This window comes from Microbacterium sp. A84 (genome assembly GCF_051842815.1).
In the GTDB taxonomy this organism is placed as follows: domain Bacteria; phylum Actinomycetota; class Actinomycetes; order Actinomycetales; family Microbacteriaceae; genus Microbacterium.
In genome coordinates, this window is record NZ_JBPXMS010000001.1 from 1902035 (window position 1) to 1923158 (window position 21124).

Annotated in this window: 19 protein-coding genes; 4 read left to right on the plus strand and 15 right to left on the minus strand. The window is 64.8% G+C overall.

The window, feature by feature from the left end:
- Nucleotides 1-67: 67 nt before the first annotated feature.
- From ACSU04_RS09065 to ACSU04_RS09080, 4 genes are read right to left on the minus strand one after another with little or no spacing between them, the layout of a single operon-like run.
- The gene (locus ACSU04_RS09065; protein WP_439289174.1) at nucleotides 68-1780 is read right to left on the minus strand and encodes an acetyl/propionyl/methylcrotonyl-CoA carboxylase subunit alpha; all 1713 of its coding nucleotides are present in this window, start codon (nucleotides 1778-1780) and stop codon (nucleotides 68-70) included.
- Nucleotides 1777-3378 (minus strand): carboxyltransferase domain-containing protein, encoded by a 1602-nt coding sequence (locus ACSU04_RS09070; protein ID WP_439289175.1) that lies wholly within the window; start codon nucleotides 3376-3378, stop codon nucleotides 1777-1779. Before ACSU04_RS09070 ends, ACSU04_RS09065 begins: the two co-directional genes overlap by 4 nt.
- Complete coding sequence (locus tag ACSU04_RS09075) at nucleotides 3378-4136, minus strand: LamB/YcsF family protein (RefSeq protein WP_439289176.1); 759 nt, start codon at nucleotides 4134-4136, stop codon at nucleotides 3378-3380. The genes ACSU04_RS09070 and ACSU04_RS09075 overlap by 1 nt, the downstream gene beginning before the upstream one ends.
- Before the next feature lie 4 nt (nucleotides 4137-4140).
- On the minus strand, nucleotides 4141-5400 hold the full coding sequence (locus ACSU04_RS09080; RefSeq protein ID WP_439280225.1) for an NRAMP family divalent metal transporter: 1260 nt from the start codon (nucleotides 5398-5400) through the stop codon (nucleotides 4141-4143).
- A gap of 128 nt (nucleotides 5401-5528) precedes the next feature.
- Between ACSU04_RS09080 and ACSU04_RS09085 the strand changes: the two genes are divergently transcribed.
- Nucleotides 5529-6167, plus strand: coding sequence for a GntR family transcriptional regulator (locus tag ACSU04_RS09085; RefSeq protein ID WP_439280224.1), 639 nt, complete (start codon nucleotides 5529-5531; stop codon nucleotides 6165-6167).
- Between the two features lie 38 nt (nucleotides 6168-6205).
- The gene (locus ACSU04_RS09090) at nucleotides 6206-7057 is read left to right on the plus strand and encodes a VOC family protein (protein WP_439280223.1); all 852 of its coding nucleotides are present in this window, start codon (nucleotides 6206-6208) and stop codon (nucleotides 7055-7057) included.
- Between the two features lie 20 nt (nucleotides 7058-7077).
- On the opposite strand, the gene ACSU04_RS09095 is transcribed toward ACSU04_RS09090, so the two are convergent.
- The 5 genes from ACSU04_RS09095 to ACSU04_RS09115 all read right to left on the minus strand — a co-directional run bounded on the left by ACSU04_RS09095 (nucleotide 7078) and on the right by ACSU04_RS09115 (nucleotide 12872).
- Nucleotides 7078-8073: a LacI family DNA-binding transcriptional regulator gene (locus ACSU04_RS09095; RefSeq protein WP_439280222.1), complete on the minus strand. Its 996-nt coding sequence runs from the start codon at nucleotides 8071-8073 to the stop codon at nucleotides 7078-7080.
- 22 nt (nucleotides 8074-8095) lie between these two features.
- Nucleotides 8096-9526, minus strand: coding sequence for a GH1 family beta-glucosidase (locus ACSU04_RS09100; protein ID WP_439289177.1), 1431 nt, complete (start codon nucleotides 9524-9526; stop codon nucleotides 8096-8098).
- A 5-nt stretch (nucleotides 9527-9531) separates the two neighbouring features.
- Complete coding sequence (locus tag ACSU04_RS09105) at nucleotides 9532-10422, minus strand: carbohydrate ABC transporter permease (RefSeq protein ID WP_439280220.1); 891 nt, start codon at nucleotides 10420-10422, stop codon at nucleotides 9532-9534.
- A complete protein-coding gene (locus tag ACSU04_RS09110; RefSeq protein WP_439289178.1) occupies nucleotides 10419-11462 on the minus strand; it encodes a carbohydrate ABC transporter permease in 1044 nt (347 codons plus the stop codon). The genes ACSU04_RS09105 and ACSU04_RS09110 overlap by 4 nt, the downstream gene beginning before the upstream one ends.
- A 96-nt stretch (nucleotides 11463-11558) precedes the next feature.
- Complete coding sequence (locus ACSU04_RS09115) at nucleotides 11559-12872, minus strand: ABC transporter substrate-binding protein (RefSeq protein ID WP_439280218.1); 1314 nt, start codon at nucleotides 12870-12872, stop codon at nucleotides 11559-11561.
- Between the two features lie 148 nt (nucleotides 12873-13020).
- Here ACSU04_RS09115 and ACSU04_RS09120 point away from each other — a divergent pair, with 148 nt between their 5' ends.
- Entirely contained in the window at nucleotides 13021-13551 is a 531-nt protein-coding gene (locus tag ACSU04_RS09120) for an adenine phosphoribosyltransferase (protein ID WP_439280217.1), read from the plus strand.
- A 50-nt stretch (nucleotides 13552-13601) separates the two neighbouring features.
- Here the strand turns inward: ACSU04_RS09120 and ACSU04_RS09125 are convergent, their stop codons facing one another.
- The 3 genes from ACSU04_RS09125 to ACSU04_RS09135 all read right to left on the minus strand — a co-directional run bounded on the left by ACSU04_RS09125 (nucleotide 13602) and on the right by ACSU04_RS09135 (nucleotide 17282).
- Nucleotides 13602-14603: an ABC transporter substrate-binding protein gene (locus tag ACSU04_RS09125; RefSeq protein WP_439280216.1), complete on the minus strand. Its 1002-nt coding sequence runs from the start codon at nucleotides 14601-14603 to the stop codon at nucleotides 13602-13604.
- A 145-nt stretch (nucleotides 14604-14748) separates the two neighbouring features.
- A complete protein-coding gene (locus ACSU04_RS09130) occupies nucleotides 14749-15780 on the minus strand; it encodes an ABC transporter permease (protein WP_439280215.1) in 1032 nt (343 codons plus the stop codon).
- Nucleotides 15780-17282 (minus strand): sugar ABC transporter ATP-binding protein, encoded by a 1503-nt coding sequence (locus ACSU04_RS09135; protein WP_439280214.1) that lies wholly within the window; start codon nucleotides 17280-17282, stop codon nucleotides 15780-15782. Before ACSU04_RS09135 ends, ACSU04_RS09130 begins: the two co-directional genes overlap by 1 nt.
- A gap of 199 nt (nucleotides 17283-17481) precedes the next feature.
- Here ACSU04_RS09135 and ACSU04_RS09140 point away from each other — a divergent pair, with 199 nt between their 5' ends.
- Nucleotides 17482-18360, plus strand: a complete 879-nt coding sequence (locus ACSU04_RS09140) for a sugar phosphate isomerase/epimerase family protein (RefSeq protein WP_439280213.1) — start codon at nucleotides 17482-17484, stop codon at nucleotides 18358-18360.
- Between the two features lie 30 nt (nucleotides 18361-18390).
- Here the strand turns inward: ACSU04_RS09140 and ACSU04_RS09145 are convergent, their stop codons facing one another.
- From ACSU04_RS09145 to ACSU04_RS09155, 3 genes are read right to left on the minus strand one after another with little or no spacing between them, the layout of a single operon-like run.
- Nucleotides 18391-18810, minus strand: coding sequence for an RbsD/FucU family protein (locus ACSU04_RS09145; RefSeq protein ID WP_439280212.1), 420 nt, complete (start codon nucleotides 18808-18810; stop codon nucleotides 18391-18393).
- 25 nt (nucleotides 18811-18835) lie between these two features.
- Nucleotides 18836-19798, minus strand: coding sequence for an aldo/keto reductase (locus ACSU04_RS09150; protein WP_439289179.1), 963 nt, complete (start codon nucleotides 19796-19798; stop codon nucleotides 18836-18838).
- Complete coding sequence (locus tag ACSU04_RS09155) at nucleotides 19785-21080, minus strand: L-fuconate dehydratase (RefSeq protein ID WP_439289180.1); 1296 nt, start codon at nucleotides 21078-21080, stop codon at nucleotides 19785-19787. Before ACSU04_RS09155 ends, ACSU04_RS09150 begins: the two co-directional genes overlap by 14 nt.
- Nucleotides 21081-21124 lie beyond the last annotated feature (44 nt).

A 21124-nucleotide genomic window follows, 5' to 3' on the forward strand; every position in this document is an offset into this window, starting at 1 on the left:
GGCATCCTTTCGGGGCGCCCGGCCTTCGCCGTGTGCGGATGCCTCGGCACCAGGCGGAGCGTCCTGCTCAGCCGATGCGGCCGATCTCCGCGTCGGCGGCAACCATCGCGCCGACCGCGGCGCCCTGCACCAGCGTCCCCGCCCGGTGCGCGGCGACCTGAGTCTCCATCTTCATCGCGTCGAGCACGGCGACGGCATCGCCCTCGGCGACAGCCGCGCCGTCCTCGACGAGCCAGCGCACGAGACTGCCCGGAACGGATGCCCGCAGCGCGGCAGGATCGACCGTAGCGACGGCATCCGCTTCGGCCGATCCGGCCGCGAATCCGCGCAGCAGGGCCGAGGGCAGGCCCAGCATCACGCGACGTCCGTCGATCTCGATGGCGAAGCGCTGCAGCGAGGCATCCTCGATCGGGGCCGGGCGCACCTGCGGCTCCAGACGAGGAAGCAGCGTGCTCTCGATCCACTGCGTGTGCACCGCGAAGGTCGCGGTCGCGAACTCGGGCTGATCGACAGCCAGCCGATCGAACGGGATCACCGTCGCCGGCCCCTCGACCGACAGTTCGCGCAGGGCCCGCCGGGCGCGCACGAGCGCCGCATCCCGGTCACTGGCGTGCACGATCAGCTTCGCAATCATCGAATCGAACGCGGGCTGGACGATGTCACCCGCCTCGATTCCGCTGTCCCAGCGGACGCCGGGACCACCGGGGATTCGCAGAGATTCGACGAGTCCAGGACTCGGCAGGAAGCCGCGCCCCGGATCCTCCGCGTTGATCCGGAACTCGAATGCGTGCCCCTGAGGCACCGGGGTCTCGGTGAACGACGGGCCGTGGCCCTCGGCAATCCGGAACTGCTCGGCAACCAGGTCGACCCCGGTGACCTCCTCGGTCACCGGATGCTCGACCTGCAGTCGCGTGTTGACCTCGAGGAAGGAGATCGTCCCGTCAGCTGCGAGCAGGAACTCGACCGTGCCCGCGCTGCGGTATGACACCTCGGCACAGATCCGACGGGCGGCATCATGGATTTGCGTGCGCTGCTCGACCGTCAATCCTGGAGCCGGTGCCTCTTCGATCAGCTTCTGGTTACGGCGCTGCATCGAGCAATCACGGTCGCCGACGACCGTGATCGCACCGCGTCCGTCGCCGAGGACCTGCACCTCGATGTGGCGAGGGCTCTCCAGAAAGCGCTCAACGAAGCACTCGCCCCGGCCGAAGGCCACGACGGCCTCGCGGGTTGCAGCGTCGAACGCCTCGGCGACGTCGGAAAGGTCGCGCACGACCTTGAGTCCTCGGCCGCCACCGCCGAATGCCGCCTTGATCGCGATGGGCAACCCGTGCTGTTCAGCAAAAGCCACGGCGTCGGCAGGGCCGGCGAGAGGCTCATCGGTGCCGGCGGCGAGCGGCGCGTTCACTCTCTGCGCGATCCGACGCGCGGTCATCTTGTCACCGAGCGCATCGATGCTGTCCGGTGCCGGACCGATCCAGGTGAGACCAGCATCCTCGACTGCACGAGCAAACTCCGCGCTCTCGGACAAGAACCCGTAACCGGGATGCACGGCATCCGCCCCGGACGTCACTGCCGCACGCAGCACCGCCTCGATCGAGAGGTACGTCTCGGCTGCGGTCGCACCGCCCAGGCCGACGGCTTCATCGGCCAGGCGGACGTGCATCGCATCGGCATCCTGGTCGGCGTACACGGCGACCGAGGCGTATCCGGCTTCGGCGCACGCGCGGATCACGCGCACCGCGATTTCGCCACGGTTGGCGATCAGTACCTTCTTCATGACAGACCTTCTTCAATGCGAAAACGGATGCGCGCGCCGGGGGGCAGTTGTGCCGCAGTATCCAGACAGTGGTCGGTGAGCGCGCCGATGATCGGGTAGCCGCCGGTGAGCGGATGGTCGGGCAGGAACAGCACCGGCTGCCCATCGGGTGGCACCTGGATGGCACCGGTCACCGCGCCCTCGCTGGGCAGTTCGCCCTGCTCGGCACGCTCCAGCGGCACGTCGCCCTGCAGGCGGATGCCGACCCGATCGGAGCGAGGAGTGACGAGCCATTCCTGTCCGGTCAGGACTTCCAGCGCCGCCGCGGTGAACCAGTCATCACGCGGGCCGAGCGTGATCGTCAGCTCAACGAGGTCGCCGGATGCTGGCAGCTCTCGTGCCACCGGACGGGGGGCGACCGTATGCACGCCGGCATCGCCGATGGCGATGACATCGCCGGATGCGAGCGCAGCGGGCCCGAGTCCGGCAAGGGTGTCGCTGGCGCGGCTACCCAGAGCGGATGCCGCGGCGAATCCGCCACGGACGCCAATGACGTAGCGAAGTCCGTGGCTCGGGTGACCAAGGGCGAGGAGGTCGCCGTCAGCTGTGGCGAAGGGCTCGCCGTGGCCGATCGTGCGGACGATGCCGTCAGCATCCGTCAGCGTGAGTGTGCCGATGGCACCCGTGACCGCGGCGACACCGTCACCGTGGAAGCGCAGCACCGCACCGCCGACACTCTCGAGCACCGCGGCGGCGGGATCGTTGCCCACCGCACGGTTCGCATCGCGCAGCGCCGTGCGGTCAGCGGCGCCGGATGCAGAGACGCCGAGGGCCGCATGCCCTGGCCGACCGGCATCCTGCACCAGCAGTTGCAGCGACGGGCGGACGATTTCGACGGCGGCTCCCGTGGGAAAACCCAGACGACTTGGCGTGGCGCCGGCGTGGCGAGCGGCGACACCCCGACGACTCGCCAGGTCGTCTCTGTTTTCCGAGGTCTGCCCGACGACGGCGTCCCGCCCAGCCCGCTCGAACCGCACCGACACACCAGGGGCGAGGAGTGCGGGCGGCTCTCGGTCGATGTCCCACATCACGGCATCCGTGCGTCCGATCAACTGCCAGCCGCCGGGACTCTCACGCGGGTACACCCCGGTGAACTGCCCGGCCAGCGCCACCGAGCCAGCCGGCACGCGCGTGCGCGGCGACGACCGCCGCGGCACATCGAACAGCGGGTCGCCGCTCACGACGTAGCCGAATCCCGGCGCGAAGCCCGAGAACGCGACCTGCCAATCGGCGGCCAAGTGCCGGTTCACGAGTTCCTCGGCCGAGACACCCAGGAGCCCTGCGACCTCGGCGAGATCCTCCCCGTCGTAGTGCACTGGAACCGTGACCTCGCGTGCATGCGTGGTGTGCTCGGCATCCACCTCTGTCGCTTCCAGCACTGCGGCCAGAGCGGCGGCAGAGGTCCGCACCGGATCGAATCGTACGAGCACCGTTCGCGCACCCGGAATTCGCTCGACGATGCCGGGCACACCATCCCAGGCGAGGTTCAGGCGCATCGCCTCGTCGAGGTCGGCGGCCTCGACGAGAAGCGTGCGATCGGATGCCGTAAGGATGCGCATCAGGCGAACGGGGCGATCGTGATGCCGGCGTCCTGCAGCATCCGCTTCGTCTCTGCGGCCATCTCGATCGATCCGGGGCTGTCACCGTGGACGCAGATCGACTGCGCATCGACGCGCACATCGGTGCCGTCGATCGCCCGGATGACGCCTTCGGATGCGAGTCGCACCATGCGCGCGGCGACCGCGGCGGCATCGTGCAGCACGGCCCCGTCCTGGGTGCGCGAGACGAGCTGCCCGTCGGGCAGGTACGCCCGGTCGGCGAAGGCCTCCGCGGCAACTGCGAGTCCGGCGCGGGAAGCGACATCCAGCACGACACCGCCGGCGAGGCCGAGCAGCACGAGGCTCGGATCGATCGCCTTGATAGCCGCGACCACATCGGCAGACTGCCGCTCATCGCGAGCGATGGCGTTGTACAGCGCACCATGCGGCTTCACATACGAGACCTTGCCGCCGACCGATGAGGCAAGGCCCATGATCGCGCCGAGTTGATACTCGACGTGCGCCTGTAGCGTCGCCGAATCGATCTCGACGTTCGTGCGACCGAAGTTCTCGTAGTCGCGGTAGCCGGGGTGGGCGCCGATCACGACGCCACCCCGCACGGCTGCATCCAAGGTCTCGCGAATCCCTTCGGGGCTCCCGGCATGGAAGCCGCACGACACGTTCGCGCTCGTGACGATGCGCAGCATGCTCACGTCATCGCTGACGATTCGGCTGGGGACGTTCTCGCCGAGGTCCGAGTTCAGGTCGATGCTCACCACAGGATCACGCTCCGATTCCGAGGAAGGCGAAGATGGGGCCGACCGAGACGATACCCATGTACCAGGTCAGCAGGGTGACCAGCGTACCTGCGATCAGTAGCACCAGCGGGTACTTGCGTGTTCCAAGCAGGTCTCGTCGGAACCAGCCGATGTACATGAACACGGTGAGACCGATCGGCAGGATGAGCCCGTTGAAGCCACCGACGAACACCAGGATCGCTGCGGGGGCAGTTCCGATCGACAGGTACACGATCAGCGAGACGACGATGAACGCCACGGTCGCGAGCTGCAGCGGCCAACCAGCTGCGAGTCGGCGGTTGAACGCCGAGAGGAACGTCGCCGATGTGTAGGCCGCGCCGATGACCGAGCTGAGGGCTGCGGCCCAGAAGATCGCGCCGAAGATGCGCAGGCCGGCGTCTCCCAGCACAGCCCCGAAAGCTTGGCCGGCGGGGTTTGCCGCCTGGCTGGAAAGGTCAAGCGCAACACCGGAGGCGACGACACCCAGGATCGCCAGGAACAGCACGTAGCGCATGATGCCGGTGATGATGATGCCGTTCGCAGCAGCGCGCATGACACGGCCGGCGTGCTGAGGTCCGGTCTGGCCGGAATCGAGGTAGCGGTGCGCACCCGAGTAGGTGATGTATCCGCCGACGGTGCCACCCACGATCGTGGTGATGGTGGCGAAGTTCAGCTCGTCCGGAAGGATCGTCTGTCGCAGCGCGTCACCGATCGGAGGCTGCGCAAGGATCGCGACAATGACTGTCATCACGATCATGCCGACACCCAGGACGACCAGCACGATGTCCATCACTTTGCCGGCCTTCTTGACCAGGAAGATGATGATTGCCAGCGCAGCGGTCAGCATCCCGCCGATCTTCGGGTCAATGCCCAGCAGTGCGTTCAAACCGAGGCCACCACCGGCGATGTTTCCGATGTTGAAAGCAAGGCCACCGATCAGGACGAGGATCGCGATCAGGTGCCCAGAGTAGGGAATCGCTGCGTTCGCGAGCTCGCCGGCGCGCTTACCGGACGACGTGATCATCCGCCAGACGTTCAACTGCACGGCGATGTCGATCAGCACCGAGACGAGAATGGCGAATGCGAACGCGGATCCCATCTGGGCGGTGAAGGTCGCGGTCTGCGTGATGAAACCGGGGCCGATGGCGGATGTCGCCATCAGGAAGATCGCGCCGATGACGGCGCTGCGGCCGACGCGCTTCTTTACGGCGGCGAGCTGCGATTCAGTCTGAGATTGCTCGGACATGGAGGGGATTCCCATCGTCATTGTTGGGTGTCGGATGACACCGAGTGTAGAACAAGTTCAAGCTGATTGTTCTACAACTATGTTTCCGGCATGCTACGCGCGCCGCGCCAGGCGCATAATATGAAGGCGTGATCCAACAGGGAGTATTAGCCGATGTGCTGCGACAGAGCATCATCGATGGTGATTTCGCCCCAGGCTCCCGCCTGTCCGAATCGGCATTGGCCGAACGATTCGAGGTGTCGCGCAACACGCTGCGCGAGGCGTTCCGAGTACTGGCAGAGCAAGGGCTCATCGAGCACATCCCGAATCGCGGCGTCTCGGTCGCGGCTCCCACGATCGCTGACGTCATCGACATCTATCGCGCACGCCGCATCATCGAGGGCACGGCACTTCGCCAGTCAGAACCGGAGCATCCGTCGGTGCAACTGATGAAGGATGCCCTCGCTGAAGCCGAACTCCACCTGCCCCGTGAGGAATGGCGCCGCGTGGGCAGCGCGAACATGGCCTTCCACGATGCGATCGTGGCGCTCGCCGACAGCCCCCGGCTTGCCCGCACCTACCGGAATCTGGCCGCGGAACTGCGACTGGTGTTCCTCGAGATCGATGATCCGCGCGCGCTGCACGAGCCGTTCGTTCGCAAGAACCGCGTGGTGCTGGCTGCACTGCTCGACGAAGGACCGGATGCTGCGGCCGACGCACTGGAGCGATACCTCATCCAGTCCGAACGCCTCGTACTGGGAGCGTTCGCCCGAATGGGCCACGCCTAGGCGGGAATAGATCTGGGATGCCGACCGTTCCATCTCACATGAACGAAAAACTTGCCGCGGCAACCACAATGGGAGCCGTCACTCTGCTCGTCGGTGACCTCGACGCAATGACCGCGTTCTACCGCGACGTCATCACGCTTCAGGTGCAGAGCGCCGCGCGCGACTCGGTAGTGCTCGGCCGCGCGGGGACGCCGATCGTGATCCTCCAGCACGAGCCGACACTCGCCCACGCGGCGACCGGCTCCGCAGGCCTGTTCCACACAGCCATCGTGTTCGAATCGCAGGCAGCGCTCGCATCCGCTCTCCTCTCGGTCGCTCAGCGCGCGCCGCAGACCTTCACCGGCAGCGCCGACCACCTGGTCAGCCAGGCGTTCTATCTCACCGACCCCGAAGGCAACGGCATCGAGCTGTACTGGGACCGCGACCGCTCGGAGTGGTCATGGACGCACGGCGAAGTTGAGATGGCCACCCTCTACCTCGACCCGAACACGTTCCTGAAGGAGCATTTCACCGAGGAGACGCCCACCGACTCGGACCCCGCGCAGATCGGACACGTGCACCTCTCGGTCGGCGACGTCGCCACCGCCCGCGAATTCTATGTGGACCGTCTCGGCTTCGACGCCACCGCATCCCTCGGCAACCAGGCGCTGTTCGTGAGCGCGGGCGGGTATCACCATCACATGGCGATGAACGTCTGGAACTCGCGTGGTGCAGGCCCGCGGATGCCGGCACTCGGACTCGGTCAGGTGGATCTCGCCTTGCCGAACGCGGATGCACTCGGCGAGCTGAACGAACGGCTCACACACTTCGGCACCCAGGTGCAGGACGATGGGCAGTCGCTGAGTTTCCTCGACCCGTGGCACAACACGCTGAAGGCGCAGCTGGCCTAATCTCGGACGAACGACGGGCCTCACGCCGAAGCGCGCACCACCAACTCGGTCGGCAGAATCGTGGTCTGCGGCGGCTCTCCGCCGTTCAGGCGCGACATCAGCACTGCTGCCATCGTCTCGCCCATCGCGTACATCGGCTGGCGCACCGTGGTCAACTGTGGAACGCTGCTGAGCGCGACCGCTGAGTCATCGAAGCCCACAATGGCGATGTCCTCCGGCACGCGGATCCCCTTGGCTCGCAGCACGGTCAGCGCACCGCGCGCCATGAGGTCGCTGGCGATGAAGATCGCATCCGGCACCCCCACTTCGAGGATGCGCCTGACGGCCTCGCCGCCGCTCTCCTCACTGAAGTCACCCTCGGCTTCGGCGAACGGTGTGAGCCCCGCTTCCGAGAGCACATCGCGAAATCCCTGCACGCGATCGAGCGAAGCGATCATCGTCAATGAACCGGAGATCGTCGCGACGCGCTTTCTCCCGATGTCGATGAGGTGCTGGGTGGCTGCGCGCGCCGCCGCAACGTTGTCGACATCGACGACGTAATCGCTGGGGCGAGGATGCGCCGAGCGGCCGCCGAACACCACCGGCACAGCATCCGCGATCTGCTCGATGAATGCATCGCTGGTGTGGTGCGAGACGATCAGCGCACCATCAACGCCCCCATTGCGCACGAAACTGGCCATCTTCGCGCCGGGGTCGTCACTGGCGATGAGTAAATTCAACAGGTAGTCGGATCCGCCGAGAGCACTGGTGATACCCGCAACGATCGACGCGAAGAAGGGCTCGCCGAAGAAGCGCGTCGTGTCTTCCGGAACAATCAGCGCGATCGCATGCGTCTGCCGGGAGGCGAGCGAACGGGCCGCCCGATTGGGCACATAGTTGAGCGTCGCGATCGCCGTCCGCACGGCTTCGAGCGCCTCAGGGCTCACCGCTGTCGAGCCGTTGACGACACGTGACACCGTCGATCGTGACACTCCGGCGGCAACCGCCACCTCTTCGATGGTCGCGCGTGGCGGCACAGCTCTCCCTTTCTCCGTGCGTTCAGAGAGAACGAGCGGCGATGATCCGAGCGTACTCCCGACCACTGTCCTTGATGCTGCGTTCCTGGGTGTCGTAGTCGACGCGCACGATACCGAAACGCTTGTCATAACCCCAGGCCCACTCGAAGTTGTCGAACATTGACCAGTAGAAGTACCCGCGCACGTCGACGCCGGCTTCCGCCGCATCCAACACTGCGCCCAGGTGCAGACGCAGGAACTCGGTGCGATCGGCGTCGTGAACGCGCGCTTCGCCCTCTTCCCGGACCATGACGTCGTCGTAGGCCGCGCCGTTCTCGGTCATGTAGAGCACGGTGCCAGCAGGCTGGGCGTACTCCGTCCAGATGCGCTCAAGCAGGCGGGTGAGACCTTCCGGCTGCACCTCCCAGTTCTGGGCGGTGCGTGCGAGCCCGCGTTCCACAGAATGGATGCCTTCGCTCGACGGATACGGGCTGCGCCCCTTCCGCTCGGTTGAGGGCCCACCCGAGACCGGTGGGACCGCCGGAGCGGCGCCTGCCAAGAAATCCCCGTGGTAGTAGTTCACTCCCTGCGTGTCGATCTTCTGCGAGATCGTCTCGAGGTCGCCGTCGTGGATCGCCGCCTCGAACTGCGCCACCGCACCCGCATCGACCGCGCGGATGTCTTCGATGATGTCAGCCGGGTACTCGCCACGGTAGATCGGGTCGAGGAACCAGCGGTTGAACTGACCGTCCACGCGACGCGCAGCGTCGACGTCGGCCGGGTTCTGCGGATCTGCCGGGTCGGTCACCGTGTGATTGAGCGTGATGCCGAGATCGAGCGACGCGTCGCGGCCGCGTAACTCGCGGATCGTCGCACCATGCGCGAGCAGCTGGTGGTGCGCGGCGAGCAGCCCTTCGGCGACGCTCGTGTGCCCCGGCGCATGCTCGCCGCCGGTGTAGGAGAGAAACGACGAGCACCACGGCTCGTTCAGCGTGGTCCACACGTTCACGCGATCGCCGATCACGTCGTGCATGGTGCCCGCGTACTCGAGGAAGCGATCGACGCTGTCGCGGTTCGTCCAGCCGCCGTTCTCCTGCAGCGCCTGCGGCATGTCCCAGTGATAGAGCGTCAGCCACGGCAAGATGTCGGCGCCGAGCAGCTCGTCGACCAAACGACTGTAGAAGTCGACTCCGGCCTGGTTCACCGCGCCGCCGTCCGGGCGCACCCGCGACCACGACGTGGAGAAGCGGTAGGTCTGCAGCCCGAGCTCCTTCATGAGCGCGACGTCCTCGGGGTACCGGTGATAGTGATCGCATGCCACATCCCCGTTGTCACCGCCGATGACGGCACCCGGCACGCGCGCGAAGGCATCCCAGATCGAGTCCGTGCGGCCGTCCTCGTGGGCGGCGCCCTCGATCTGGTACGCCGCGGTGGCCGCACCGAAGAGGAAGTTCTTGGGGAAGGACCGGGTCATAGGGCTCATCCTTTCACCGCGCCCGCCATGATGCCACTGACCAGCTGCTTGCCTGCGACCACGAAGAGGATCAGCAGGGGCAGGGTTGCGAGCACCGCACCGGTGAGCACGATCGAGTAGTCAACGTAATAGCCGGACTGCAGCTGGCTCAGCGCCGTCTGCAGTGTCGGATTCTGCGGCGAGAGCACGATGAGCGGCCAGAGGTAGTCCGTCCACGCCGTCATGAAGGTGAACAGTCCCAGAATGGCCATCGCGGGCCGTGCGGCGGGAAGACCGACGGTGAGGAAGGTGCGGAACTGATTTGCACCATCCATGCGTGCGGCTTCGATGAGCTCGTCCGGGATGACATCGACGAGGTACTGGCGCATGAAGAACACACCAAACGCGGTGACCAGCGTCGGCACGATGACGGCACCGATCGATCCGGTCCAGCCCAGCTCGCGCATCACCATGAACAGCGGGATGATCCCGAGTTGGGTCGGGATCGCCATGGTCACGATGACAAAGATCATCAGGCCGTCGCGGCCCTTGAACCGCAGCTTCGCGAACGCGTAGCCGGCAAGCGTGGAGAAGGTCACGACCGAAAGTGTGATCACGCTCGAGATGACGAACGAGTTGCCCAGTGCCAGCCAGAACGGGATGGCGTCGAACACCTTGGCGGCGTTGGCGAAGAAGTTGCCACCGGGGATCATCGGCAGCGTTTCGCCGCGGGTGGAGTTCGTGCCACTGGCGACGACGACCGACCACCACAGCGGGTACACGCTGCCGATGATGAACGCGGCCAGCAGTCCGTAGGTGAGGAATCCGGGACGACTGCCGATGCCAGCATTGCCGCCCGTTATGCCTCGACGACGCCTGATCTTCTCGGGCACACTCAGTGCCTGGGTGGCGCTCATCGAGTCAACTCCTTCGCGTTACGGCGGGCGCGACGTCGCGCAGCCCTGTTCTTGGGTGCGTCACCCGTCGAAATGCTCCTCGAGATGAGGAAGTTGATCACGCCGATTCCGATGATCAGAAGGAACAGCAAGATCGCGACGGCGGATGCTTCGCCCAGATTCCGGCGGAAGAACGCCATCTCCCAGAGGAACAGCACCGTGGTCTGGAACTGGCGGTCGCTGCCGCCGATGCCGCCGGCAGTGGAGACGTCGAACAGGCGCGGTTCGGCGAAGATCTGCAGACCACCGATGGTGGCTGTGATGATCACGAAGATGAGGGTCGGTCGGATCGTCGGGATCGTGATCGAAACGAAGCGCCGGATGGGGCCTGCGCCGTCAATGGCAGCGGACTCGTAAAGGTCACGCGGCACCGCCTGCATCGCGGCGAGAAGAATGAGGGCGTTGTACCCGGTCCAGCGGAAGTTGACCATCGTGGCGATCGCGACGTGCGAGAGGAAAGTGTCGTGCTTCCACTCCTGATCGACGATGCCGATCAGGTTCAGCAGGTTGTTGGCGAGTCCGTCAGCCTCGCTGAAGATGCTGGAGAAGATGATCGCGACAGCGACGGGCGTGACGACGAAGGGAATGAGGATGCTCATACGCCAGAACGTCGGCGCGCGGAGTCCGCGGTCCAGCAGGTAGGCAACGATCAGAGCGACCGCAAGCTGCGGGATCGCGGAGAGCAAGAAGATGCTCAGGGTATTGGAGATCGAGTTCCAGAACATGCTGTCGCCGAGGATCTCGACGAAGTTGCCGAATCCGACGAAATCTCCCTCGCCCTTGAGCAGATCCCAGTCGTGCACGGCAACGTAAACCGTGTAGATGAGGGGGAACAGCCCGACGATGCCGAACACCAGGAAGAACGGCGAGATATAGAAGTAGGGCGAGGCCTTCTGATCGAACCGGGATGCGCGATGACGCCAGGAGGGTTTCGCCGTGACTGTCGGACGTCGACGAGATGCCGTGTCCTGACGCTGCTCGGGCGGAGCGGTAAGTGTCATTGTTTCTTCCTTGTGTGCCGTCTTGGTGCGCAATGCATGAGCAGTGCTGTGACAGGCTCGGTGGCCGGCTGACCGGTCACCGAGCCTGTCGAAGGATCAGCCGACGAGCTCGTTCAGGAGCGAGATGGCCTCATCCCATGCCTGCTGAGTGTTCGACTCCCCACGGTCGAGACCACTCAGAGGCGGACCGAACACGTTCTCCTGAATGACGGAGTCATCGGCACCCTTGAACTGCGCGACGATGCCCTTCGCGCGCTCCGCAAGGATCGCGCCGGTCGGTGCACCGTTGAAGAGTTCGTTCGGCGTCGCGGCAGCTGCGATCTCTTCCTGCGCCGCGATCGTCGACGGGAAGTTACCAGCAGCCGTGGACTGCTTCACCTGCTGCGCCGGCTGCGTCAGCCAGTCGGCGAGGGCCGCGGCTGCTTCCTTGTGCTCCGAACTCTCCGGAACAGTGAGGAATGCGCCACCCCAGTTGGTCGCACCCCCAGGGAACACGTCGGCGAAGTCCCAGCCCGTCGACGCGTCACCGCCACCTGATTCCAGCTTGCCGGCGATGTTTCCCAGCATCCATCCGGGGCAGACGAACGTCGCGAAGCTGCTGTCGACGAACGACTTGCCGCCGTTCCAGTCCCATGCGGCCTCCGCCGCGGACTGTCCACCCTCGGTCGCTGCCCCCAGCAGCTCGAAACGTTCCTTCATCTCAGCGTTGCCTTCGATGTTCAGCTCACCGTCGGCGGTGTAGTAGCCCTCCTCCATCTGGTTGACCATCGCGTTCCAGACGAATCCGGAGTGGTCATACCACGCCTTGCCGGTCTTCTCGGTGTAGTCGGCGCCGACGGCGAAGTAGTTCTCCCAGTCGCCGGTGAGCAGCTCTGCGACGGATTCGCGGTCGCTGGCGAGCCCTGCGGCTTCGAAGGCAGGGCCGTTGTAGCAGATGCCACTCGGACCGATATCAGTGCCGTAGCCGATCACGCGCCCTTCGGCGTCAGTTCCCTGGTCGTACTTCCACTCCAGCCAGTCGCCCTTGCGATCTTCGATGCCGTAGTCACGCAGGTCGACGAAGATGTCAGAGACATCCATAATGGCGCCGAGCCAGCCTTCTTCGATCGCGACGACGTCGCTGAGTCCGCCGCCAGCACCGATCTTCGTGAAGGTGTCGGTGCGCGCGTTGCCGCCGGTGTCGATGTTGGATGCTTCGATCTTGATGTTCGGGTTGGCGGCCTCGTATTCCTTGTAGAGGTCGTCGTAGCCGAAGACGCCGAACGTTGTGACGGACAGGGTGATCTGCTCGTCGGTGTCGGCGCCTGCGTCTGCGTCGCTGGCGCCAGACGAGCACCCGGCGAGGGCGAGGGCAGAGATGGATGCGAAGGCTGCTGTGGTCAGTATGCGTCGGCGGGCACGTGTATTCACGGTCACTCCTTTGTGAGAGATGGTGCAGTGGTTGGGCATTTGGGTTTCACGTGGGAGCGCTCCCACGTGTTGTTGAGCAACCATATGGGAGCGCTCCCACGATTGTCAAGCGCAGAGCCGTCTCAGGACGCTGGAGTACGATCTTTCAGTGCCCTCCGCCGAACTCTCCCCTGCTCTGGCCCATGCCGAATCCCTCATCCGCAGCATCCCGGACTACCCAGAACCCGGCATCCTGTTCCGTGACATCACCCCGCTGCTGGCGGATGCTAACGCGCTCCGCGCCACGACCGAGGCGATCATCGCGCCCTTCATCGGACAGTTCGACGTCATCGCCGGCATCGAGGCCCGCGGGTTTCTGATCGCCAGTGCTGCCGCCATCGTCGCAGGCGTCGGCCTGATTCCGATCCGCAAAGCGGGCAAGCTTCCTCGCCCCGCGGCATCCATCGACTACGCCCTGGAATATGGCACGGCGACGATCGAGATGCACGACGATCTGCCAGCAGGCTCGCGCGTGCTCCTCATCGACGACGTACTCGCCACCGGAGGCACGCTTGCCGCCGGGCGTCAGCTGATCGAGCGACTCGGGTCGCACGTCGCAGGCATCTCGGTGCTCTTCGAGATCGAAGGCCTCGGCGGGCGTGAGGTCGCCGGCGACCTGCACACGGTCTTCCACTCCTGACAGCAAAGCGGCCCCCACCCGAAGGTGAGGGCCGCATCTGACTGGTCAGATCACTCGTAGAGAACCGCGGCGATCTTCGGGTCCTCGATGTTCGTGGCGTCGTACCAGTACGAGCCGGTGTCGTAGAACTCGTCGACGGCCTCGCCGTTGGCTGCGTCGTACGCCGCCTGAACGACCTGAGCGCCGATACCGATCGGGTCCTGAGTGATGGCACCGGCCATGGTGCCGTCCTTGATGGCGTTGATCTGCGCAGCTCCGGAGTCGAAGCCGATGATTGTCAGCTTGCCTTTCTCCAGGCCGAGCTCGCCAACCGCGTTGACGACGCCAATGGCGGAGCCTTCGTTGGTGCCGTAGATACCGGCGAGGTCGGGGTGCGCGGCGATCATGGCCTTGGCGATGTCTGCCGACTTCAGGTGGTCACCGTCGCCGTACTGAATGTCGACGATCTCGATGTTCGGGTACTCGGCCTCCATCTGGTTGACGAATCCATCGCGGCGCTCGACACCGGTCGAGTTGATCTGCGAGTGACCGACGATCGCGACCTCGCCTTCGCCGCCGATGATCTCAGCCATGTGATCTGCAGCCAGTGCCCCGGCGACTTCACTGTCGGTTGCCGCCAGACTCAGGCCGACATCACCGTCGCAGGGTGCGTCGAAGTAGACGACCGGGATGTCGTTCGCTGCCGCCTTCTCGAGCGGGGCGACACAGGCCTGGGGGTCCAGAGCCGCATACCCGATGGCATCCGGGTTCTTGTCGATCGCCGTGGTGAGCATCTCGAGCTGCTGCGCGAGCTCGGTCTCCGCGGCCGGGCCTTCGAACGTAATGCGAACACCGAGCTCTTCGGCCTTCTCCTCTGCACCCTGCTTGACGGCCTGCCAGAACTGGTGCTGGAAGCCCTTCGAAACGAGGGCGATGTACATCTCGTCGCTGCTGCCGCCGCCGTCAGTGCCGGCGCCCTCATCGATGACGTCGCCGCTGCCTGCGCAGCCCGCCATCACAAGCGCGGATGCGGCCACGAGTGCCGCGAATGCGGTCTTCTTGCCAAATCGCATGGAAACTCCATTGTTCTGTGGGTGTCGATCTCACGACCGACGATGTGGACATTCCGGTGGTGTGTGCCGGTGCGGATCACTCCGCGGTTTTCGGCCGAAGCCGATCGTGATGGTGGCGGGCACGGGGATCGCCACCACCCGAGGATCAATTTCGCTGGCGGTTGCGCAGCGAGTCGAGGAACACTGCCAGCAGCACGACGACGCCGACGACGACGTTCTGCCACTCGGTCTGGATCGACAGGATGCGCAGGCCATTGACGAGCACACTCATGATGAGCGCGCCGATCACGGTGCCGATGATGGAGCCTCGTCCGCCCAGCAGTGAGGTACCGCCGATGATCACCGCGGCGATCGCCTGCAGTTCGTATCCGGTTCCGATCTGCGGCTGAGCCGAATCCAGCCGTGAGGCGATGATGACACCCGCGATGCCGGTGAAAGCGCCCGCGAACATGTAAATGAGGATCGTCCAGCGGCGAGTGTTCACACCCGACAGGCGCGTCGCTTCCTCGTTGGAGCCGATCGCGAAGGTGTAACGACCCAGCAGCGTCTTGGACAGCACGATGAACGCGACGATCGCAAGAGCTGCGGTGATCAACACGGCGTTAGGGATGCCCGGGATGATCGTGCCCAGTGCGATCTTCTTGAAGTCCGGCGCTGAGGTGGAGAAGTAGATCGGTGCGACCCCGGAGATGACCAGGGCAAGGCCGCCGGCGATCATCATCATGGCCAGCGTCGCGATGAACGGCGGCAGGTTCAGGTAGGTGACGTTCACACCGTTGACGAGCCCCATCAGCACACCCGTGGCGATGCCGCCGAGCACACCGAGCCAGACCGGCAGACCCATGTTGGTGATGAAAACACCGGTCATCACCGCGCACAGCGCCATGCCGGTGCCGAGCGACAGGTCGATACCGCCAGTGATGATGACGAACGTGGTGCCAAGGGCGAGGATGCCGATGACCGCTGTCGACAGCAGCACCGTGGCGATGTTGCTGAACGTGAAGAAGCTCGGGCTCGCGATCGAGAAGAAGATCACCAGCACGATGAGCGTGCCGAACGCCAGTGACTGCTGCACCTGACGCTTGAGGAAGCCGCCGATATCGCGTTTGTCGGTGTTTTCTGTGACGGCCTGCTGGATGACGGTCGTCGTCGATCCGGGCTGCTGTGGGGTACTCATCAGTCTTCCTCCCCGTGGGCTGCAAGTTGCATGATCTTCTCCTGGCTGGCTTCTTCGTTGCGGAGCGTGCCGGCGATCCGACCGTTCGCGAACACTGCGATACGGTTGGCGACGCGCAGAATCTCTGGTAGCTCCGACGAGATGACGATGATGGACTTTCCGGCGTCAGCGAGCTGCTGCATCAGCCGGTAGATCTCTTCCTTCGCGCCGACGTCGATTCCTCGAGTCGGCTCATCGAAGATGAGGATGTCGCAGTCGCGCATCAGCCAACGGGCGATGACGACCTTCTGCTGGTTTCCGCCCGACAGCAGCTTGACCATCTGGTTGACCGAGGGCGTCTTCACGCGCAGTTGCTGCACGTACTCCTTGGTCTGGTTCTTCGCTTTGCTGTCGCCCATCCAGCCGATCGCGTTGGCGTAGCGGCCGAGGGATGCCAGGACGGTGTTGAACGTGACGTCCTGCTCGAGCATGAGACCGAGCTTCTTGCGATCCTCGGAGAGGTAGCCGACACCGCGCTTCACGGCATCCTCGGGCTGGCGAATCTTGGCCTCTCGACCATTGATGGAGATGGTCCCTGCGCTGCGCGGATCGGCGCCGATCACGGCGCGGGCTGTCTCGGTGCGACCTGCCCCCATGAGGCCGGCGAACCCGAGGATCTCGCCCCGCCGCAGTTGGAAGCTGACATCCTTCAGGAGCGACTTGGTCGACAGATTCGCCACGTCGAGAACGACGGGGTCGTTCGCGTGATCGCGTGCCGTCGGCCGCGTTCCCTCATCGATGACACGACCGACCATCATCTCGATGATCTTCGGGATGCTGATCTCGCTCTTCTCAAGTGATCCGATGTATTGACCGTCGCGAAGCACGGAGACACGATCAGCGAGACGGCGAAGCTCGTCCATACGGTGTGAGATGTAGACGATGGCGGTGCCGTTCGCCTTGAGTTGCTCGATCAGGCGGAAAAGTGTCTCGACCTCGCTGTCGGTGAGAGCCGACGTCGGCTCATCCATGATGAGGACCTTGGCGTCGAAGGAGAGCGCCTTGGCGATTTCGACCATCTGCTGCTCGGCAACCGTGAGCTCTCCCACACTCTGCTTCGGGTTGAGCGCAATACCCAGGCCCTTCAGCAGTTCGGCAGTCTGTCGGTTGAGCGTCCGCTCGGACAGCAGCAGCCCCAACTTGGGCTCCCGACCAATGAAGATGTTCTGCGCGACGGTGAGGTCGGGCATCATATTCAGTTCCTGGTGGATGATCGTGATGCCGAGCTGCTGCGCCTGAAGCGGGCTGGTCAGCTCGACCTGCTCGCCCTCAAAGGTGATCGTGCCCTCGTCACGCATGTAGATCCCGGAGAGGATCTTCATGAGCGTCGATTTACCGGCGCCGTTCTCACCCACGAGCACGAGCACTTCACCAGCGCGCACCTCGAGGTGCACGTCTTGGAGTGCTTGCACCCCGGGGAAGCCCTTACTGATGCCTTCCACTCGGAGAATGGGATCGCTCATATGTTCACCTGCCCCCTTGAAGGTCGTTGTCTGTCATGATGCGTGGACGCTGTGCGTGCCATCTTAAACATCGGATCAATTCTCTATCAGCATCCGCTTCGATGCAAGTTGTATCTGAATGTACCTAACGATGCCATGCCCATGCTAAACCTGTAATAACAACTTGGTCACAGATGCGCGCGGATGCGCAGAGACGGGAATGAAAATGCTCATTGGTGCGCACGGACTGGTCTTCACCGGAACCTTCGACGAGGCGGGCCTGCGGCGCGCGATCGAGGGGACCAAGAATGCCGGCTTCGATCTCATCGAGATCCCCCTCATGGATGCCGCAGCCTTCGACTCGGAACTCGCCGGGCGGATGCTGCGCGACAACGACCTCGCTGTGACGGCGTCCCTCGGCCTGACAGCGGCAACTGACCTCACCAGCGAAGACCCCGCCGTCGTCGCCGCGGGTGTATCGACGCTGGAGCGCTGCCTCGACCACGTCGCCACGATGGGCGGCGAAGTGCTGTGCGGCGTCATTTACTCGGCGATGGGCAAGTACATGACGCCCGCGACGCCGAAGGGCATCGCGAACAGCCAGGCCGCAATCTCGGACCTTGCGGCAATCGCGGCCGAGCGCGGCATCCGCCTGTCGCTCGAGGTTGTGAACCGCTATGAGTCGAACGTCTTCAACACTGGTCGTGGCGCATTGGGGTTCATCGAGGGCATCTCCGGTGATGTCAGCGTGCATCTGGACACGTACCACATGAACATCGAGGAGTCCGACTTCTTCCAACCCGTGCACGACGTCGCGAAGGCCGGGAAGCTCGGCTACGTACACATCGGTGACAGCCACCGCGGATACCTCGGCACCGGCACCGTCGACTTCGCGACGTTCTTCCGCGCACTGCACGACGTCGCCTACGACGGACCCGTCGTGTTCGAGTCTTTCTCCTCGGCCGTGGTCAGCGCCGAACTCAGCAACACCCTCGGCATCTGGCGCAACCTCTGGCAGGACTCCGACGACCTCGCCGCGCACGCGAACCGCTACATTCGCGACGCACTGCACGCCGTGGGCACGATCGATCTGCACTGATCCCCACGCGGGCATCCGGTCGGGCACCCTTCACGCGGAGGGATGCCCGACGACACCCTTGCGCAGCAGCGCGTTGCCGTACTTGCGCGTCTCGCCGGTGCGCACGATGAGGTACGCGGCCTCGGCGATGTCGTAATAGGCGAAGCGCTCGACGAACTGGGTCGTCTCGAGCGTTGTTCCGGCGGCGGCCATGAGCTCGCGCTGGACGTCGAGAATCTCGCCGTCGGCCGAGGCCATCAGGTCGAGTCCCGGTGCATCGTCCAGCGGGATCACCGAGCGGATCGCGGCAAGGACCTCGGGCGTCGTCGTCCCCGGCAGATCGATGGCGCGTTCTCCTAGTCCCCAGGCCGGGAAGTGCGCGTCCGCGATCACGACGGCATCGGAGTGCCCCATCCGGTCGAGGTGCAGCAGCAGCTCACCGGTCAGCAACGGGTTGATTCCTTCGAGCATGGTTTCTCCTTTTACTCCCGTCGATTCACTCGGGGATGAGCTCTTCGGCGACGAGCTCATCCCAGAATGCGGCGGGGATTTCGGCGGCGGCGAGCGCCGCGTTCTGACGTACCTGTTCCGGGCGAGAGCTGCCAACAACAACCGAGCGGGTCACCGCATCCCTCAGCGGGAATTGCATGGCGGCAGCCGGCAGCAAGACGTCGTGCGCGCGGCAGACGGCGACGATGCGCTGCAGACGGTCCCAGATGTCGTCGGGCACCCCGCCGTACTCGTAGCGACTATCGCGGGTGGGCTCAGCCTTCGCGAGCAGGCCGGAGTTGAAGACGGATGCCGCGACCACCCCGGTGCCGCGTTCGCGACAAGCTGGCAGCACCTGGGCGACGGCCGGCTGCTCCAGCAGCGTGTAGCGGCCGGCGATCATGACGATGTCGAGGTCGGCCTCGCGCACCGAACGGGCGAGCGCCGCACTGGTCATGGCCCCGACACCGATCGCACTGACAGCCCCCTCGGCCCGCAATTGCTCGAGGGCGGGGAACGCTTCAGCCAGCGCGAGGTCGAGGTCGTGCCGCTCTGGATCATGCAGGTAGACGAGGTCGATCCGGTCGAGCCCCAGGCGCTCCCGCGATTCGTCGAGGGAGGTGCGGATGCCCGCATCCGAGAAGTCCCACACTCGCTGCAGATCATTCGGCACAAAGAAGTCGTTGTCAGTGTCGAGTCCGCCGTCGAAATCGGGATTGGCACGCAGCAGACGACCGACCTTGGTCGAGACCACGAACTCGTCGCGCGGCTTGGTCTGCAAGAACGCCCCGAGGCGACGCTCGGAGAGTCCGAGCCCGTAGTGCGGTGCGGTGTCGTAGTAGCGGATGCCGCTCTCCCACGCAGCCTCCAGCACCGCCCAGGCCTCGGCATCCGTCAGTGCACGAAAGAGATTGCCGACGTTTGCTGCGCCGTACCCGAGAGCCGGGATGTTCCACTCAGTCCGTGACATGCGCACCCGTCCAGGCATACTTCGCGATGCTCTCCGCCTTCATCTCCATGCTGACACCCGCAGCAATGGGCGGCATGTAGGAACCACCCTGAATGTCCGTCGGAACGACGAAATGCTCATGCAGGTGATCGACGTACTCGATCAGGCGACCCTCTCGTGTGCCGGTGATGGCAACGAAGTCGAACATCGACAGATGCTGCACTGCTTCGCACAGGCCGACGCCGCCGGCGTGCGGGCAGACGGGCACCCCGAACTTCGCCGCGAGCAGCAGGTTGGCGATGTTCTCGTTGACGCCCGCGACGCGCACCGCGTCGATCTGCATGACCTCGATGGCGTTCGCCTGCAGCAGCTGCTTGAAGATCACCCGGTTCTGAGCGTGCTCGCCGGTTGCGACGCGAATCGGAGCGATGCCGCGGGCAATCTCGGCGTGGCCGAGAACGTCATCGGGGCTGGTGGGTTCTTCCACCCATGCCGGGTTGAACTCGGCGAGAGCGCCGACCCATTCGATCGCCTCGGAGACTTCCCAGCGCTGGTTCGCGTCGATCGCGATCGGGAAGTCAGGACCGAGCACCTCACGTGCCTTGCGGAAGCGGCGGATGTCGTCGTCGAGGTCGGCACCGACCTTGAGCTTGATCTGTGTGAAGCCATCGGCGAGGGCCTCGCGCGCCAAGCGCTCGAGCTTCTCATCGGAGTATCCGAGCCAACCGGGACTGGTGGTGTAGCCGGGGTAACCGGTGGCGAGCAATTCGGCCTCGCGCTCTTCACGTCCGGGGACGGCGGCACGCAGGATCTCGAGCGCCTGCTCGGGTGTGAGTGCGTTGGTGAGGTAGCGGAAGTCGACGAGCGAGACGATCTCCTCGGGCGTCATCCGCGCCAGCAACTGCCAGAGCGGCAGGCCCGCACGCTTGGCCTTGATGTCCCAGAGCGCATTGATCACCGCGCCGATGGCCATATGCATGACGCCCTTCTCCGGGCCTAGCCAGCGCAGCTGCGAGTCGCCGATGATGTCACGGAACGTCGTGCCCATGTCATCCAGGAGCGGCTCGATCTCGCGTCCGACGAGATGACCGGCGAGCGCATCGATGCCAGCGACCTGCACATCGTTGCCGCGACCGATCGTGAAGACGAACGAGTGGCCGGCGATGTCATCTTCGGCGTCGGTGCGGATGATCACGTATGCCGCCGAGTAGTCGGGGTCAGGGTTCATGGCATCCGAGCCATCCAGGCTCAACGAAGTCGGAAAACGGATGTCAGTGGTCTCGAGTGCGACGATTCGGCTCACGGGGGTTCCTCTCCTGGTGCAGCACGAAGTTTCTGCACGGATCT